Source organism: Megamonas sp. Calf98-2 (genome assembly GCF_900110235.1).
Lineage (GTDB): Bacteria > Bacillota > Negativicutes > Selenomonadales > Selenomonadaceae > Megamonas > Megamonas funiformis.
Genome location: NZ_FOCY01000031.1, coordinates 7,966 through 26,974 on the forward strand (window position 1 = coordinate 7,966; position 19,009 = coordinate 26,974).

Sequence of the window (19,009 nt, forward strand, 5' to 3'; positions counted from 1 at the left end):
TTTATTTAACTTTAACAAATGTTGTATTTGAATATCTGGATTAGTACCTTTTAACCAATGTATAAACTCAATTTAACTTTAACAAATGTTGTATTTGAATTCACTCTCTAGCAATAGTATAACAATGAAAAAAGCCTTAGGAACTGACCCTTCCTAAGGCTTTTGTGCGTCATCATGAGTTTGATTTCGTCTATACTTAATATAATATATTACATAGATTTTGCAATACAAAGCTTGTTATTGTGCAAATAAATATTTATGATAAACTACATCCTAAAAATCAAATAAAAACGGCAACAAAATGGCAACAATAAAAAAGTACCTGCATAAAACAGGCACTTTTATAAATAAATATACGAATATTATTTTCTCACAAAAGTCATAATTATAGTATCCTCACCATAATTATGTTTCATCTTTTCATATTCTTTAGCCTCAATAGGTGTTATAACTACAGTCTTTAAGCTAGGATTTAATTTATTTACTTTTTCTACCACGCCTAAATGTTCATCACCATGAAAACTTCCTTGTACATGGAGGACTTTTGTATCTTTATGTTCCTTTAAAAATTCAACAATACTTTCCGCCATGGTATCATCTTTTAAGCATTGAGCTTTATAGAAAGCTTCTATCCTTTCTGGTGTCATCATCATATGACTTTGACCATCAGCCATAGACATATAATTTTTGAATTTATCATAATATCTTTCATATTCTACTAAATGTTTTTTCGGCAAATAAATTTTATCTTTATCTTCAATTAAAGCTAAATCACCTACTTTTGTATATTGATTAGCTATTCTTCGTGGAATATTCGATGCTAAAACATACATATCTTTTTCTTTAGCAAATTCTACCAATGGTTTATAATCTGTTTGATAATTCTCCCATGGACGAGAATTATTTATAAATTCTGTTTCTGTTATTTCATCATTCAAATATTTATCCATTACTGACTGAACATCTCTCTCAAACATTTCCATAGATAATATCATATCTTTATTTTGTTTATACATCTCTTGGAAAAATAATAATTCTGCTTCATGAATAGATTTTTGGTCATGATATTCATTAAAAAATACTACATCATAATTTTGAGAAATGCTCACCGCTTTATCTAAATTAATTTTTTCTCCTTGATAATAATACTCTACGTCAGATTTTTCATCTTGTGCTTGAGCCATACCTCCCAAACAACTAGTCAATACCAGCCCACTACAAGCAATTATCTGCCAAAACTTTTTCAAAATACCATCTCCTTTTAGTAAAAATTTATTTATTAATTAAAACAAAGTAGCAAGATTTTACCCTGCTACTTTATTTAATTTATCTTATTATCTTAGAAAGTCCATTCTGCACCCAAACGCCAAATCATACCATCTAAACCAATATCACTAATCTTTTTGTCAAAAATATTATCTACACCTGCATAAACTCTATTTCCTTCACCAAATTTTTTATTGAGTACAAAATTAGTTGTAGTGAAATTGTAATCATTATCATCATAATGGTATTTATTAGCCCATTGTTGCCATAAAATCGCACTATATCCCCAATTATCATGGTCATCATATAATAATTGCAATGTAGTCATATTTCTTGCTCTATTATCTAAACGATCACCACTCACTTTATCTGTTGCATCAAGCCAGTTACTTGTTGCTTTTATTGTCCATTTATCGTCTAAATTGCGACCAATTTCCATTTCCACACCATCAATTTCAGCTTCATCTACATTTACATATCCTTGCTCAAAATAACTATTGCCTGTCTGTTTTGTTGTGATTAAATTTTTAACATCATTATTGAAGTATGTTAATTTACCAAAATTATTATCTTTTTCAGCTTCAAAACTGATATCCCATGAAGTAGATTTTTCTGGTTTTAAATCTGGATTGCCTTCAACACGTACTGTCATTGGTCCCATCGCACGCTCCATTACCATATATAATTCACTAATAGTTGGAGCTTTGAAGCCTTTACCCCAATTAGCCTTAATGCGACTATTATCACTAATAAAATATGTCGCACCTATTTTTGGTGTAACTTCCCCACCAAAAGAACTATTATGGTCATAACGTATAGATGGAATTACTAATAATTTATCATTTACTTGCCATTCATCTTGGATATACCCTGCATAATTTGTAATATCTTTATCTGAATAAGATTTTGGACTATTATAACCATTACCTGACTGACTTACTTGATGTACATTATCACCTCCATCACCCAAACGAGTACCTTCGACTTTATTTTGACGATATTCGCCGCCAAATGTCAAAAGATGATTATCATTTAATTGTATAGTATTCTTACCTTCTATGCCCCAAAGCGTATAAGTGGATTTATCCCAATCATATTTTGGATACATTGAACCCAAAATATTTTCCATTGGTCCTGGAAAATTATCACGATAATTATATAAATTATTCTCTTTATCTAATCTACTATAAAAAGTCCTAATCATATAATCACTATTATCAGTTTTGCCACTATAACCTAAACTATAATCATATCTTCTATAATCATACCATTCTTTTTTATCCTTACTAGTTTGAAAAACGCCTGTTGATGTATATTTATCAGCATAATCTGCTTTTGTATGTTCATTATAATAGCCAAGTGTTAAATCAATTTCTTTATCATTGCCTAAATCCCATGTTCCAGCAAAATTAAAATCTTGAATAGGACCATAATAATTACTGCCTTCATCTCCAGCTTGCATATTTTTGCGTATATCACTAAAACGCATATCAAAAGTAGAACTGAAATTTCCCTGTTTACCAAAATCTATATGATAATAATTATTTATAGCTTCTGATCCTGTAGAAAGACCTACCATAACTGATGGCTCTTTTGATTTTTTAGTGATGATATTAATTACTCCACCTAAAGCATCTGAACCATATTGTGCTGAAGCACTGCCACGCACAATTTCAATACGTTCAATATTTGACAGACTCAAGCGACCTAAGGCATAAACGTTTTGTGTGGCACTTGTATCTTCTCCAGCAAATCTTTTACCATCTATTAAAATTAAAGTATGATTTGTACTCATTCCACGAATCATCACATTATGACCTGCCATACCTGCTGAAGTTACATCTACATTAGCTGCCAAACGAAGTGCAGAATAAACATCTGTTGCTCCTAATTGTTCAATATCTTCTTTAGTAATTACTTCTACAGTTTGCGGCACAGCTTTTACTTCCTCTTGAGTTCGTGTAGCTGTAACTACTACATCTGGTGTAACTATCACGTCATTATTTTGTATATCTTGTGCATATACTGGACTTGATAAACCTAATAATACTGATAAAGTCAATAAAGTTTGTTGTTTTTTTGTAGATAATCTCATTATATTAACTCCTTTGTATGTAATTGTTTATATTAACAATAATCATTATCATTAATATAAACAGATTAAACGTATTATTTGCTTTTCTTTAGCTATGAATATTTTTTATTTAAAAAGTAATCTCTGCTCCTACACGCCAAATTCTACCTTCTAAATAAATATCTCCTATTTTTTTATCTCCAATATTATCTACACCTGCATAAATTCGTCCATTTCGACCATCATCAAAAGCGAATTTTTTATTTACTACAAAATTTAAAGTATTATAATCATAATTTTCATTAGCATAATGATAATTACTTATCCAAGAATTCCAAAGCTTAGCACTATATCCATTAATATCATTATCATCATAATTCAATTCCAAAGTGGAAATATTATCAGCTGTCGCAGATACTTTTTCCCCATCACTATCTTTAGCATTGAGCCAATTACTAGTCGCTCTAATAGACCAATTGTCATTGAATTGACGACCTACTTCAAATTCTACGCCATCAGTTTTGGCATCTTGAGCATTGATAAATGTATTTTTTCCATTTACCTTATCATATGTTATTAAATTATCGTATTTACTATTAAAATAATTTAATTTCAACCAATTATTATCTTTTTCAGCTTCAAAACCTAGTTCCCATGTAGTAGCTTCTTCTGGTTTCAAATCTGGATTTCCATATATCGTAGTAAAACCATGATCTTGCCCAGCATATAATTCCACTAAATTCGGAGCTCTCCATGATTTACTCCAATTAGCTTTTATACGACTATTATCACTTAGAAAATAAGTTGCCCCTAATTTTGGTGTCGTTTTTCCGCCAAATTGTTCATCATGGTCATATCTCACTGCTGGAATAAATAAAATTTTATCATTTATAAACCATTCATCTTGAATATATCCAGCATAAGCAGAATTGTCCTTGCTATTACCTTCACCTAAAGCTAAGATTGGGCCTTCTACGCCTATATTTTTATATTCAACACCATAAGTTAATAAATGTTCATCTCCTGCTTGTACTGTATTTTTAGCTTCAATACCTAAAGTATCAAATGTATTTTGCTTATAACCATTATTTTTACTGCCTTTATATTCTTCCTTATCATATCGATTATAATAAGCTCTAATCATATAATTACTATTATCGCCTTTTCCATTATAAGCTATACTATAATCTTGATTTGTCTTATCATAATTTGTGGAACTTTTGCCCATTCCCATAGAAGAATAATCTGTTATTTTCTTTGATTTTTCATCATAATAACCTATATAAAAATCTAAATTATTACTATCATCAAATGCATACGTTCCACTAAAATCATAATTCGTTCTAGGTCCAAAATAATTTGTCCCTGTGCCACCAACAAATTCACGTTTACGATATTTAGCAAAATTAGCATTCACTACCCCATTGAATTTACCTTGCTGACCTAAATCAAAACGATAATAATTATTCATGACATCAGTTCCTGTATTTGCTCCTACAGTTACAGATTGTTCTTTGGATTTTTTCGTAATAATATTGATTACTCCACTTTCAGCATCTGCACCATATTGAGCGGAGGCTGCACCTCTAACAATCTCAATGCGTTCTACACTAGATAAATTTATCTTATCTAAATCAAAAGCTCCTCTAGTCATTGATGAATATTCATTTGACATTCTTCTGCCATCTAATAATACTAATGCACCTGCATTTTTCCCACGGACCATCAATCTATGACCTGCACCAATTTGAGAAACATCAACATTTGTTGCCAATTTCAAAGCAGAATAAATATCTGTTGCTCCTAATTGTTCAATATCTTCACTAGTGATGACTTCTACAGCATTCGGTACAGCTTTCACTTCTTGTTGAGTTTTCGTAGCTGTTACCACTACATCTGGTGTTTGGATTACTTCACTAGCTTGCGTGCAACTTGTCAATCCCATCAATATAGATAAAGTTAAAAGTGTAGATTTACGTTTTTTTGTTAGCATTGCTCGTCTCCTTTATTATAAAATTAAGTTTTATTAATAATAATCATTATCATTAATGCTTTAAAAATTATGGCAGTTATCAAAATTAATCATAACTGCCTTATTTTATTTATATATTTAACCTTGTGCTGCTATTGGCTGAACTTCAAAAGATTTTTTGCCCATTAATAATTGTTGTGTAAGTTCTATTATTGTCTGTGTGATATTATTTTGCCAAAATTGACCAGCAATCGTCATTTTATAAGTATGACCACATTTTTCAAATAAGCCATATTCCACCCAAATATTGAGTACTTCTTCTAATTGTAAAAGTTCTTCACTATATACTTGAGCTAATTTTTGTATATTTACCATACAATTTTCAGTCTGTGCTTGAATATCCTTAAATAAAACTTTGCCTTCTGCTTCTTTTGTTAACACCATCAATGGCCATTTTCCTTCATCAATAGCATTCATATAACGCTGTAAATCTCTATTTAAAAACATAGAAATATCTCCTACAAAACCGCCAGCCCCTGAACCAAATGGTATCACATCAGCTCCTGATTTTGCCAAAGTATTATACATACTGCGTTCACGATTTGTTTTTGCCCAATGACAAACACTCAATCGCTTATAACCTAATTCATCTAAATATAAAATAGCTGTTTCTAAATATTTTGCCTGCTGTTTTGTCGTTGCCGCAGGTGGTATTTTGCCATTATCTATCGCTTTTTTTAATGCAGATTGTTCAAATACATTTAATTGATATAAATCCATACCATCAATTGGCAAACTATCTGCTATTTTTAAATCATTTACAAAGTTATCCACATCTTGAGCAGGTAACCCATAAATCAAATCTATGATTAATACTGCTTGATTATAACTTGCAGCTCGTTTGAGATTTTCAATAACAGTTTCTTTATCATCTTTGCGTCCCATACTTTGACGGATAGCCGTATCAAAAGATTGTACACCCACAGATATGCGATTTACACCATGTTTAAACCATACTTGCAATTTTTCATCAACTAAATCATGCACACGAGCTTCCATAGTTATCTCGCAATCATTAGCAAGTGGCAATACTTCATTCATAGTTTTTAATAATCTATCTGCATTATATGGCGATAATGTAGATGGTGTTCCGCCACCAAAAAATACAGCATTGATCACACTATCTTGTACATATTTATATTCTTTTGCCATCAATAATTGCTTGATTAATCTATCTACATACATGGTTTCGCGTTCTTCATTAGAATAATTTTGGAAAAAACCACAGTATAGACAAATTTGACTGCAAAAAGGAATGTGTATATATACTGCTTTCTTTTTACTTTTATCTCCTTTTCTTTGCATATATTCAAGCCAAATTTCTTGCTGTTTTACAGGTGGTACCATCTGTCCATTTGCCCCTGGATGAACAACTCTTTTTTTGCTAAAAGTCTCCGTCAAAGGCTGACAAGATTTTTCCCCTATCATCATCTTATATTGTTCAGTTGATAGACTATCTAATATTTCTCTTATTTTGCTCATAAGTTCATTTCACCACTCATTTTTGCTTTAATCTCACTAAACACTTTCTTTGCATTAGCCAAATCTTGCTCATCAGGGTGTGTACTAGCTTTGCGATGACGTTCTAAACGCTTTTCATCTACTGCATGAAAATTTTCTTTAGAGACTTTCGTGCCAAACATTTTTTTCATCGCCTCTAATAATTTAGGATCAATCTTTCCTTGGCAGATAAATCTCCCCATAACCTCATTAGAACTATCTAACATATCTATACCATTTTGCAAGCTAGTTTTTGCATGTTCTGAATCTGGTTCAGCTCCTAGCGTAGCATATACAGCCACTTTACTATTGCGAATAGATTTCAAAAATTTACTGGATTTTGCATCAGATGTTCCTTTGTCCACCCAAAAACCTACAACAACTAAATCATAACCTGTAATATCAGGATTATCTTCTACTTTATAAATATCACAATTCGGAGCTAAAACTTCGGCAATAGCTTCTCCTACCATTTTTGTATTACCTGTTAAACTAGAATAAACTACTATTGATTTCATTTTTTATCTCCTTCTTTTCTATAAAAAATATATCTTTACTCAAATTATAGTCTAAATTTATCTTAAACACACTAAAATTTAAAACTTTTATTTTATATCAATTAGATTATTCATTATAATTTTTTAATTGATGTCTACTAATTACCAACAAGATTAATGTGATAATTATTAAATAAATCATATCTAACAAACTATACATACTAAATACTTCTGTACGCAATAAATTATTCGCTAAAGTCAATGGCAAAATTCCCACTACAATCTGCAACCAATCCGGCAAATTATACAACGGAAAAAATGTACCACAGAAGAAAGTCATCGGTGTAATTATAAAATTTATCACTGAAGATAACGCATCTGGATTTTTAATCCAAAGACCTATGGCAATCCCTAAAATACCAAAGCAAAAGGCAGATAATAAAATCCCTAAAAATCCCCAAAGGCTTAACATCGGCACATCAAAAAATACCATAGCTATGATATAGATAATACCTCCAGCTATAAAGCCACGAGTAACTCCAGCTAAAGTAATGCCTAATATAACTTGAAAAGCCGAAATCGGACTCAATAATAATGTCTGGAATGTTTTAAAATAAAATCTTCCTACACTCACTGATAATGCTGTCTGTTGAAAAGCATTCATCATGACTGTTATCGATAACATTCCCTTTGCCAAAAAAGGTAAATAACCACCATGGATATTATTCATTACAGGTCCAATCCCCATGCCAAAGGCAAATAAATAAATTATCGGAAACATCACCGCTGAGAAAATATATCCTAATTTTCCCATCTTCTTTTGCAAAAGTGCCATTTCACGCATATATACTGCTAAAAAATTCAAAATCAATAAGCCTCCTTACCGATAAATCGTAAAAAAGCTTTTTCTAAAGTTATATCTTCATTTTCATCTTTTTGCATTATCTGCTTTATTTTTTCTACTTCATCTATCGCCAATAATTCTCCTTGTTTTAAAATAGCGATTTTATCACAAAGATATTCAGCTTCTTCCATATAATGAGTAGTGATAATTACACTTATCCCCATATTTTTTAGTTTTTTTATTTCTTGCCAAATATCATATCTCACATCAGGATCTAATCCCACACTAGGTTCATCTAATAATAAGATTTTAGGTTTCATTAATAAAGCTCTAGCAATCATTGCTTTTCTAGCCATACCGCCAGATAATTTCTCAATCTTTCTATCTTGCCAAGTATTCATTTCAAATTGAGATATTATTTTTTCCACTTCATATTTATAATTTTTCACCTTATACAAACGAGCATAATATAGCAAAGCTTCTTTAACGGAAAATTCTCTTTCCATATTATTATCCTGCATGACAAAACCTAGCTGAGACTTTATCTTTGCTCTTTCTTTATCAGCATCAATCCCTAAAATATCAAGCTTACCTGAATTTGCTCTGCTTAAACCAGATATTATCTTCATCATACTCGTTTTACCAGCACCATTAGGACCTAAAAGCCCCAATATCTCGCCTTCTTCAAGTGTGAAACTTATATTTTTTAAAATAATTTTATCCTTAATTTGTTTATTTATCTTATTTAAACTTAAAACCTGCACTAATTTTTCTCCCCTTGTTTTACATCATAAGGGAAACAAACTAAATGTTTTTGTCCATTTTGCTCTAAAGACATGACTGACGTTTCTACATCATATAAATCACAAAGTATTTTTTCTGTAAATACATCTTGCACCAAACCTTCAGCAAAAATCTTGCCTTTTTTCACCGCTACTAAGCGATGACTATATCTAGCAGCATGGTTTAAATCATGCAAGACCATAATCACTGTGATTCTTCTTGTTTCATATAATTTATATACTAAATTCATCAAATCCAATTGATGTTTTACATCTAAATACGTAGTCGGTTCATCTAATAATAAAATCTCTGGGTTTTGAGCTATCGCCATTGCCAGCCATGCTCTTTGACGTTCGCCACCAGATAAAGTATCTAATCTTCGATATCGCATATGTGATGTATTTGTCTGCGTCAATGCTTCTTCGATTTTTTCTTCATCAATTTTATTTGGCGAAGAAAATAATCCTTGATGTGGCATTCTACCATAACAGACTAAATCATAAACAGTCATATCCATTGGAGCCGTTGAAGATTGTGGCAATATTGACATTTTGCGTGCTATATCACCAGGTTTCATTTTTTGAATGTCTTTTCCTTCTAATAAAACAGTCCCATGTGTAGGCTTTAATAATCTACCTAAAGATTTTAATAATGTGGATTTTCCTGAACCATTTGGCCCAATAATACTTATTATCTCTGATTTATCTACCTTGAAATTCAATTTATCAGCAATGATTTTTTGCCCATATTGCAATGTAAGTTTATCTGCTTGTAAAATCATCTCTTTTGCATTCCCCTTTTCAATAAATAAAGGAAAAACGGTGCACCAATAAATGACATAAATACACCTACAGGCACCTCTATAGGACTAAAAGCAGTCCTTGCCACTGTATCCGCTACAATCAGTAAAATTCCACCAAAAATAGCTGAACTTGGCAATACATAGTTAAAATCAGAACCCACTACTAAACGCATCATATGTGGCACTATAAGACCAACAAATGTGAGCATACCTGCTATACTTACAGCAGAAGCAGCTAATAAAGCCGCCAACGTAACGAGGAAAAATCTTGTAGCTTCCACTCGTGTTCCCAAACTTTTTGCTACATCATCACCTAATTGCAAAGCGTTTAACAATTTACTACTGATACTCACACCTACTAAACCAATGATAGTATATGGCAAAATCATAGTTACATGCTTCCATGAAGCACCTGAAAAACCACCAGCCATCCAATTCACTGTACCTTGAATTTTATCGGAGAAAAATACCATCAAACATGTCATACCGCCAGCAAAAAATGCTGAAACTGCCACACCAGCTAAAATCAATTTAAGTGGCTGAATACCCTCTTCCCATGCCAGTGCAAATAAAATTAAAGTCGCTACCATCGCTCCCACAAAAGCTACGATTGGCACCATATTCGTATATTCAGGTAAAACAATCATAACTACCATAGCAGCAAGACCAGCCCCTGCTGATACCCCAATAATACCTGGATCTGCCAATGGATTTTTCAATACACCTTGTAATATACAGCCTGCAATAGCTAAATTTATACCAGCAAACATCGCTGTAAGCACTCTAGGAATGCGAATGTGATATAAAATTCTATAGCTTTCTGTATTTTGAACACCTATAAATACATTATATAAATCGCTAAATGATGTATTTGCTGTACCTATAATCATGCTGATAAATAAAACTGCTACCAACAAAATTAATCCCAAAAACATCACTAAATTGCGTTTTTTACTTCTAGGATCTCTTATCTTTTCACTTATACTAGCAATAGCCATTACCATACCTCATATTTTTTATTCTTGTAAATATAAATCATCTGCCAATATATTTATCGCTTTAGCTATATTAGTACCAGGATTTACAGCAAATAACTGATATGGTAATACATATACTCTATTATTTTTCACAGCAGATATATCTTGCCACAAAGGATTTTGCCCTAAATTTTCATCTATACTATTTTTTACTGCCTCCACATCACCATGAGTTACTACAAATATCGCCTCTGGATCTTGTGTAGCAATATATTCCATTCCTAATGGAACATATCCACTGTCTTTTGCTACAGAATCCACATTATCTGCTATATTATTACCACCTAATCGTTTTAATAAATCTCCTGTAAATGATTTACTTGTTGCCATGCTAAAACTATCTGTTGTGCCCCAAATTATCAAACTTCTTGGAGCTGTTTTATTTTCTGCTCTAGCAATCGCTTTTTCATAATCAACTTCTATTTCTTTGATTTTTGCTTGAGCAATTTCTTCTTCTCCTGTTAATTCTCCATAAAAACCTAAAGTGGATATCACATCTTCATATGTGTCTAAAGATTTAATCAACACAGGAATATTAGCTTTCTCTAAAGTAGGAATTAATTGCTGATGAAAAGGTACATTTACACCAATTACTATATCAGGTTGTAATTTCAAAATAGTTTCTACACTAGGATTATGAATTACACCGATTTGCTCTATATTTTTTGTTCCTTCTTTGACTTCATCACTCAAAGCTTCTGAAGTAGGTTTTCCCACTATCGTATTAGTCTCTTTACCGCCAGCATAATAATATAAATCTAAATGAGAAGCATTTAATAATACTACACGTTTAGGATGTGTTGGTATTGTTACCTCTCTACCTGTGCTATCTGTAACGACTCTTGTTGAACTGATATTATTTGTATCTTCTTCATGTGAGCGAAAGCCTAAAAACAATCCGCCAATAGCTATCAAACAAATAATGCCAAAAATTACTTTTCTCAAATAGCCACTCATATTTTCACCTCTTTATTTTTCAATCAACTTTTTATACAAATTTTATTTACATCTTTGCCAATTTTACTTATACAACTACATTTAGGGCATTTTATTTCTACATATTTAACATTTCCATAAAAAAGCAATCTATTACATCGCTTACATCTATGTTCTGGTAATTTAGTTAACGTTTTCTTTTCATCCTTTTTTTCATCATCTATAATAATATTTTCGATTTCTTCTTGTTTTAACATAACTTCTTGCATCAAAAACAGCTCTTTTCTCAATATCAATTCAAATAAAAATTAACAGGAACATTCATACTAATACTTTCACCTAAACTATGACCAAATGGACATGCACTATATACTGCATTTAAGGCAGCCTTATCTAAATTCCCATTAACGCTAGAAACTACACCTGCACTGATTAAATTTCCACTTGCATCAATAGTTACATTGATAATTACTGTACCTTGCTGATTTAATCTAACAGATGCATAAGGATAAGATTTATGATTTTCCACAGCTTGAGCAAATCTACTTGCTACACTATATCTATCTTCGGTAACATTTGCTCTGCCATTAGCTTTTTCATTATCGCCACCAGCCATACCTTCTATTGTGCCACCACTTCCACTGCCACTATTTTTATTTTCGCTACCAGAAAAATTCTCACCATCTCCCTGACCAATACCGCCACTAATTGCTTGCGTATCATCTTCTGATATTGTATTTGTCATATTATTGGAAGCTGGTAAAATTCCATCTTCTGCACTAATTTCATCTTTTTCAATCTGTTTATTTTCTACATTATTTATTTGTTTTATATCTTTATTTTGATTTACTTCATTATTTTTATTTTCAATGTTTTGATTATCATTATCACTATTATGTTTAAAAATATTTTCTATATCTCTACTAAATGAATTAAATGATGATTTTTCTTGAGCTTTTGCTATCTGTTCTGGTGTGTCCGCTAGATTGACTGTAATTAATTCTTCTTTTGGTCTTTGTATCTCTTGATGAAAGCCTGCTACCATAGCACCAATGGTTATGACTACTATAAAATGAAAAACAAATGATATTGAAAAAGATTTTTTCCAAATATGTTTTTTCATTGACTATTTCTCCTGAGTAGCTATGGATAATTTTGTTACACCTGCACTCTTGATTTCATCCATCACTTTGATTACTTTTCCATGTTCTACATTCTCATCAGCTCTTAAAATCACAGGAGTATCTGCTTTATCAGCTAATTGTTCCACTCGTGGTTTTATTTCTTCAATGCCCACCACAGTATCACCTATACTGATTGTTCCATCTTTCATTAGTGTAATAGCCACTGGCTTTGGTGCTTCTTGATGACTAGAAGATGCTACTGGCAAATTCACAGGCATAGATTTTTGATAAACCATTTGCAAAGTGCTAAATAAGAAAAACACCATCAAGAAAAATATAATATCAATCATCGGTATAATCATCAATCGTGGTGGTCTTGCCACGCGATTACTACGTATATTCATTATTATTTACCTCTTGCCTTACTAATCACTACAGTACAAACATTTTCTACATCAGTTAAAACACTATCTAAGCGATTGCTAAAATAACTATGCACAATCAAGGCTAGCACGGCTACACAAAGACCAGTAGCAGTTGCGATTAACGCCTCACCTACACCACCAGTGATTAATGCAGGATTATCACCAGCAACATCTAATACGTTAAAAGAACTAATCATCCCCACCACTGTGCCTAATAAACCTAACAGCGGAGCCATTGTAACAATAGTATCTAAATAATTTAAATTTCGTTTTAAACCATTTGCTCTAACAGAAATATATTCCTCAAAACTTTCCTTCATTGACATGGGACACTCACGATATTTTAAGCCTATCGCCAATACATCACTGACAAAGCAACGATTATTAGCACATACTTTTTCTGTTTCTTGCCAATTACGCTCTTTAGCTAAAGCTAAAATTTGTTGAGCCATATCTTTATTATCGCCACAAGTCCTCTTATAATAAATAAAACGCTCAATACCAATAGCAACAACTAAAATAGAACAAGCTAAAAGCGGATACATCACCCAACCACCATGATGAAATAATTCTAATGCACTAATAATAAAATCCAATTTAAACGCACCTTTCTCTAAATAATAATCTTCATTAAAAAGATAAAACTCCATAGAATAAATCCAAAATAAAATTTTCCTATGCTCTAAATAAAAATAAATACACACAAAAATTTTATTTAAAAATATATTCTATGGAGTTCTAGACTCTCTTTTAAAAATTACATAAATAATTATATTGAAAACAATTCTCATTGTCAAACGTTTTATGAACAATTTTTAAATCTATTCAATTTTATTTTTTAGTACATTCTAACCATTCTTGATAAATATACTCTTTCAATCTATTGAAAGTATCATTATCTTTTTTACCTACAGCTTTTCCTTCAAATTCTGTAGCACGAATACATAAATCACCAGAACTACTTACAATTACTTCATCGGCATTGATTAATTCATCTACTGTAAAAGGTCTTTCTTCTACTTCAATATTCAACGCTTTACATGCTTTTAATAAATGCACTCTAGCAATACCAGGTAAAATATATTCATCAGCAGGATGAGTGATGAATTTTTTATCTTTAATTATATGCACATTACTATGAGCACATTCTGTAACTATATCCCCGCGATGAAATACAGTTTCATCACAATTATTTTCCTTAGCATGTTGATAAGCTACTACACTAGGAATTAAATTCAAAGTCTTAATATTACAATGTAAAAATCTTGTATCTTCCATAGAAGTCAATTTATATTCTCTATCTTTATCTGTTATTTTTTCTGGGCAAATTGTTATCCATAAATTAGCTTTTTGCTCTTTATCATAATTATGACTTCTAAGACCGTTGCCACCACGAGTAGCTTGCCAATATACAAACAATTCATCATCATCTAATTTTTGTACTAATTCATTCAATAAACCTTTTAAATACTCTTTAGTAAATCCTAAATTGATATTTAATAATCTAGCGCTATTAAAAAATCTATCAACATGTTCATCAATAGCCATGATTTTATAATTTCTAGCGCAAGTGGCATCATATACACCATCGCCAAACCAATGGGAACGATCTGACATAGGTATCATTATTTTATCAATTTCATCATATTTTCCATTATAATAACCTAAAGTTTTCATAAAAAATCTCCTTTAATTAGACAAAGACCCGAAGATTACTATTAAAATATATACATAAAATTAATAGAATTCTTCGGGTTTTTATTTCACTAAATTATGCTTCTTGCGCTTCTTGTTTGCAAATAACAACAATATCTTTTATTTCAGCACGGAAAAAGTCTGCTACACGATATGTATTGCTTTCATAAAAAGAAATACAATCAGAACCAGGTAAAGATGTAGCGTCATGATCTCTAAAAATTGTAGGTTCTCCTACATATTCTCTACCATCATTACAAATAACTCTTACAATGTGACCTTTGTATTGTTTAAAATCTTCATTAAACATGCACAATCGCTCCTTAAAACTTTGATTATTATAATTTTACCTTATACCATCTTTATTATCAACTATTAAACAATTATTTACAATATTTTATAATTTAGTATAATATTATATACGTTGTTTTTCCAACAAAGGAGTAGTTTTATGCGAAAATATTTAGATATACTCAAAAACTCAGCTTTATTTTCTGGTATTGATACAAAGGATTTAATCAATATGTTCAAATGCCTTTTGATGAACATAAAAACTTATGAAAAAAATTCTTATATACTCAAAGCCTCCGAACCACTCGTTGAAGTAGGTATAATTTTAAAAGGTAGAGTAAATATCATCAAAGAAGATTATTGGGGCAATCGAACAATTCTCACTACGCTTTCAACAGGCGATTTATTTGGCGAAAGTTTTGTTTGCACAAATATTAACAATAATTGTTTTAGCATTGTAACTGCTGAAAAAGCTGAAATTATGTTTTTAAACTATCAAAAAATAACTTCACCTTGTCAATTTGCATGCAATTTTCATTCAAAAATTATTCAAAATATGCTTTTACTCATAGCTAAAAAAAATATACAATTAACAACAAAGATAGACCATTTAAGCAAAAAAACAACTCGTGAAAAAATCTTATCCTATCTATCTAGCGAAGCTTTAAAAAACAATAGTAATTCCTTTACCATTCCTTTCAATAGACAAGAACTTGCAGATTTTCTTTCTGTTGAAAGAAGTGCTATGTCTGCTGAATTATCACGCATGCAAAAAGATAAACTAATTACTTATCACAAAAATAATTTTACTTTATTATAATTTTTATTAAATGATTAAAATTTAGGAGTAATCACATGTTTAAATCTTTACGTTGGCTTATAAAATTTAGAAAAAATTTCCAAAATCTAAAAAAACATTATCAAATAATCATCTATGCTACTAAAAAAGACTTTGCTTATTATCAAAAAAAACAAAGTTTAAGCGATTATCAAATGGAAGAAGTGCTTTTTTATATAGCACGAATGCAAGACTATCATCAAAAAATCTCATCTATGTCACTTCTTCAAGCTGGCATCACTAAAAATAGAGATTTTCAAACTTATATCGGTTTATTTAAAAAGAATATGTTTAAATGCAATGAAATTTTAATGATAGGCGCTCGCCATGAATTATTGAGATTTCAACAAGATATAGATTTTCTAATCAATGATAAAAGCCATGATTTATTCAAGCATCTAAGCCCAGATATTCAAACAGCTTTTATTAATATTTATAAATTAACACATAACACCATAAAATCTATAGATGAAAACAATTTAAGAAATTTTGCTCAATATAAATATAAATTAGATATATTTCTAGAAAAACTTAATAAACGCCTATCTCCGCAAAAATATAATACACTTTTCAACGAAATCAACAGACTTCAACAAAAATCTTAACTAAAAAATTAAAAACTAAATATATAATCAACTAAATAATAAGTTTATAAGAAGTAACTATATGTTGCTTCTTTTTTTATGCAGATTTTATCGATTTTTTCTCTTGACTTCAACATAATTTAATGTATAATAATTGGTACTACCAATTATTCAAATAGATAGGGGTACACATTTGGAAGATAGAGGTTATATCTTAGTTTTAGAATATATCAAGGAATTAATCATTTCTGGTAATCTCAGTGTTGGTGATAAACTCCCTACTGAACGTAAATTATCTGAAACACTTTCTCTAAGTCGCAATACTATCCGTGATGCAATTCGCATTATGGGAAGCATGGGTTTTATTGAAAGCCGTCAAGGTTCTGGCAATTATTTATCTAATAAAATCAGTGGCAATATCTCCGCCACTATAAATTTCATGCTACTTTTAGAGCAATCTAATTTTACTGAAATCAATCAAATCAGACGTGCCATTGCCTTAGAATGTTTTCGCCATGTTTTTACAAAATGCACTGATAGAGAAATAAAATTGCTACAAAAAGTAGTAACAAAAATGGAGCAATGTCATCGTGAAAGCCACTATGACAAATTATTTCATGATATTATTTTACATATCTCTCAAAACAAATTAATGATTAGCATGATGAATGCACTTTCTAATGTATGTTGTACATTAATTGATAATATTTTTTCCAGCGCTACAGCTGAAACAAAAAATACAATTATCAATTCACACAAAGAAATTCTAAATTGCATCATCAATCGCAATGAATTAGCTGGTTATGCAGCTATTAATCACCATTACGATTTAGTTGATAAAGAAATATTAAAATGGAAGGCGGTTCTTTAAGTGAAATTACTTGAACAATTTGGTATTATCTTAACTTTAACTTTTATCGTTGAAACTTTTAAGGAACTCGTTCCATTACCTGTTCCCTCTAGTGTTTATGGCTTAGTTTTAATGCTTTTACTTTTAAAATTCAAAATTCTAAATATCTCTGCTATCAAAGATGCTAGTAAATTATTAATCGAAACTATGCCTATCATGTTCATTCCTGCTGCTGTTGGACTTTTAAATGCATGGAATGTAATTCGTGATTTATTAATTCCTTTGACCTTAGTAGTAAGCTTAACTACTGTTATTGTAATGGTTATTTCTGGTCATATAACACAATTTATTATTGTATCTAGTAAGAAGAAAAAAGGAGCTTGCTAATTAAATGTTACAGGATCTTATCTTTAATTCAGCTTTATTTGGTTTGATTATTAGCTTATTAGCCTATGAAATAGGTTTGCGCATAAAACGTAAATTAAAAATTGCCATTTTCAATCCTTTGTTAATAGCAATAGGTCTTATAATCATTTTTTTAGTAACCTTCGATATTGATTATGAAGAATATAATCGAGGCGCTAAATATTTAGGTTATTTATTAACACCAGCTACAATCTGTCTTGCTGTTCCTTTATATGAACAACTAGAAGAATTGAAAAAAAACGTAAAAGCTATCATGGCTGGTATCATTTCTGGTGTAATCACTAGTATGAGTTGTATTTTAGCTTTATCTATTTTATTTAGCTTTAGTCACACAGAATATGTAACACTTTTACCAAAATCTATCACAACTGCTATAGGTATTGGTATATCTGAAGAATTAGGTGGTATCGTTACTATCACTATTGCTGTTATCATCATCACTGGTGTATTCGGCAATATGACTGCTGAATATATCTGCAAAGTATTTAAAATTTATGAACCTGTAGCTAAAGGTGTAGCAATTGGTTCATCTGCTCATGCTATGGGAACTGCAAAAGCAATTGAAATGGGCCCTATTGAAGCTGCTATCAGTAGCTTAACTATTGCTGTAGCTGGTATTGTTACTGTAATTGCTGTTTCATTCTACGCAACTTTATTATAAATTTTAAAATTTATAATAAAACAAAAAATAACACCTTAAAATAATCTTTTAAGGTGTTATTTTTTCTATATGATGAATTGTCAATCCAAGTGCGACACTTCTTTTAAAAATAAATTAAATGGATTATCCCAATTTAAACATTTTCTTGGTCTACTATTTAATAATATTAATTTTTCTATTAAATCATCATTAGATATTTGTCCTAAATCTGTTTTCTTTGGATAATATTCTCTTAATAACCCATTTGAATTTTCGTTACTACCTCTTTGCCATGCTGCATAAGCATCTGCAAAATATACTTTTATATTTAATTTTTCTACTTCTTTGTAACATGCAAATTCTTT

At 30.6% G+C, this 19,009-nt stretch carries 22 protein-coding genes; 5 read left to right on the plus strand and 17 right to left on the minus strand.

What is annotated here, in order from left to right; genetic code table 11:
- Positions 1-362 precede the first annotated feature (362 nt).
- From BMX03_RS09095 to BMX03_RS09170, 16 genes are all read right to left on the minus strand, one after another.
- Complete coding sequence (locus BMX03_RS09095) at positions 363-1,247, minus strand: ChaN family lipoprotein (RefSeq protein WP_091694995.1); 885 nt, start codon at positions 1,245-1,247, stop codon at positions 363-365.
- Between the two features lie 92 nt (positions 1,248-1,339).
- Positions 1,340-3,361 carry a TonB-dependent receptor plug domain-containing protein gene (locus BMX03_RS09100; protein ID WP_091694997.1) on the minus strand — a complete coding sequence of 674 codons (2,022 nt, stop codon included), beginning with the start codon at positions 3,359-3,361 and terminating at the stop codon, positions 1,340-1,342.
- 109 nt (positions 3,362-3,470) lie between these two features.
- A complete protein-coding gene (locus BMX03_RS09105) occupies positions 3,471-5,333 on the minus strand; it encodes a TonB-dependent receptor plug domain-containing protein (protein ID WP_091695000.1) in 1,863 nt (620 codons plus the stop codon).
- 117 nt (positions 5,334-5,450) lie between these two features.
- Positions 5,451-6,854: a heme anaerobic degradation radical SAM methyltransferase ChuW/HutW gene (gene hutW / locus BMX03_RS09110; RefSeq protein ID WP_091695003.1), complete on the minus strand. Its 1,404-nt coding sequence runs from the start codon at positions 6,852-6,854 to the stop codon at positions 5,451-5,453.
- Positions 6,851-7,390 (minus strand): flavodoxin family protein, encoded by a 540-nt coding sequence (locus BMX03_RS09115; protein WP_091695006.1) that lies wholly within the window; start codon positions 7,388-7,390, stop codon positions 6,851-6,853. The genes hutW and BMX03_RS09115 overlap by 4 nt, the downstream gene beginning before the upstream one ends.
- A gap of 106 nt (positions 7,391-7,496) precedes the next feature.
- Positions 7,497-8,234, minus strand: a complete 738-nt coding sequence (locus BMX03_RS09120) for an ABC transporter permease (RefSeq protein WP_084764857.1) — start codon at positions 8,232-8,234, stop codon at positions 7,497-7,499.
- Positions 8,235-8,236: 2 nt separating this feature from the next.
- Positions 8,237-8,977 (minus strand): ABC transporter ATP-binding protein, encoded by a 741-nt coding sequence (locus BMX03_RS09125; protein WP_091695011.1) that lies wholly within the window; start codon positions 8,975-8,977, stop codon positions 8,237-8,239.
- Complete coding sequence (locus tag BMX03_RS09130; RefSeq protein WP_008537459.1) at positions 8,977-9,777, minus strand: ABC transporter ATP-binding protein; 801 nt, start codon at positions 9,775-9,777, stop codon at positions 8,977-8,979. The genes BMX03_RS09125 and BMX03_RS09130 overlap by 1 nt, the downstream gene beginning before the upstream one ends.
- Entirely contained in the window at positions 9,774-10,796 is a 1,023-nt protein-coding gene (locus tag BMX03_RS09135; RefSeq protein ID WP_091695014.1) for a FecCD family ABC transporter permease, read from the minus strand. Before BMX03_RS09135 ends, BMX03_RS09130 begins: the two co-directional genes overlap by 4 nt.
- An 18-nt stretch (positions 10,797-10,814) precedes the next feature.
- Positions 10,815-11,792: an ABC transporter substrate-binding protein gene (locus BMX03_RS09140; RefSeq protein ID WP_091695019.1), complete on the minus strand. Its 978-nt coding sequence runs from the start codon at positions 11,790-11,792 to the stop codon at positions 10,815-10,817.
- A gap of 23 nt (positions 11,793-11,815) precedes the next feature.
- On the minus strand, positions 11,816-12,040 hold the full coding sequence (locus BMX03_RS09145) for a hypothetical protein (RefSeq protein WP_075555392.1): 225 nt from the start codon (positions 12,038-12,040) through the stop codon (positions 11,816-11,818).
- Between the two features lie 23 nt (positions 12,041-12,063).
- Entirely contained in the window at positions 12,064-12,894 is an 831-nt protein-coding gene (locus BMX03_RS09150; protein WP_075555391.1) for an energy transducer TonB, read from the minus strand.
- 3 nt (positions 12,895-12,897) lie between these two features.
- A complete protein-coding gene (locus BMX03_RS09155; RefSeq protein WP_008537454.1) occupies positions 12,898-13,299 on the minus strand; it encodes an ExbD/TolR family protein in 402 nt (133 codons plus the stop codon).
- A gap of 2 nt (positions 13,300-13,301) precedes the next feature.
- Positions 13,302-13,916: a MotA/TolQ/ExbB proton channel family protein gene (locus tag BMX03_RS09160; RefSeq protein WP_225091468.1), complete on the minus strand. Its 615-nt coding sequence runs from the start codon at positions 13,914-13,916 to the stop codon at positions 13,302-13,304.
- 235 nt (positions 13,917-14,151) lie between these two features.
- Complete coding sequence (locus BMX03_RS09165; protein WP_091695021.1) at positions 14,152-14,997, minus strand: aminotransferase class IV; 846 nt, start codon at positions 14,995-14,997, stop codon at positions 14,152-14,154.
- Between the two features lie 94 nt (positions 14,998-15,091).
- Entirely contained in the window at positions 15,092-15,325 is a 234-nt protein-coding gene (locus tag BMX03_RS09170; protein ID WP_008537449.1) for an LSm family protein, read from the minus strand.
- Positions 15,326-15,466: 141 nt separating this feature from the next.
- Here BMX03_RS09170 and BMX03_RS09175 point away from each other — a divergent pair, with 141 nt between their 5' ends.
- The 5 genes from BMX03_RS09175 (at position 15,467) to BMX03_RS09195 (ending at position 18,665) form a co-directional block, all read left to right on the plus strand.
- Complete coding sequence (locus BMX03_RS09175) at positions 15,467-16,126, plus strand: Crp/Fnr family transcriptional regulator (RefSeq protein WP_075555389.1); 660 nt, start codon at positions 15,467-15,469, stop codon at positions 16,124-16,126.
- A gap of 35 nt (positions 16,127-16,161) precedes the next feature.
- Positions 16,162-16,749: a hypothetical protein gene (locus BMX03_RS09180; RefSeq protein ID WP_022227801.1), complete on the plus strand. Its 588-nt coding sequence runs from the start codon at positions 16,162-16,164 to the stop codon at positions 16,747-16,749.
- Positions 16,750-16,921: 172 nt separating this feature from the next.
- Positions 16,922-17,599: a FadR/GntR family transcriptional regulator gene (locus BMX03_RS09185; RefSeq protein ID WP_008537446.1), complete on the plus strand. Its 678-nt coding sequence runs from the start codon at positions 16,922-16,924 to the stop codon at positions 17,597-17,599.
- Complete coding sequence (locus BMX03_RS09190; protein WP_008537445.1) at positions 17,600-17,965, plus strand: CidA/LrgA family protein; 366 nt, start codon at positions 17,600-17,602, stop codon at positions 17,963-17,965. It begins immediately after the preceding gene.
- 4 nt (positions 17,966-17,969) lie between these two features.
- Entirely contained in the window at positions 17,970-18,665 is a 696-nt protein-coding gene (locus tag BMX03_RS09195; protein WP_008537444.1) for an LrgB family protein, read from the plus strand.
- Between the two features lie 80 nt (positions 18,666-18,745).
- Here BMX03_RS09195 and BMX03_RS09200 read toward each other — a convergent pair.
- Positions 18,746-19,009, minus strand: a 264-nt coding sequence (locus BMX03_RS09200; protein ID WP_143052085.1) for an IS30 family transposase, incomplete at its 5' end; no start/stop codon positions are given.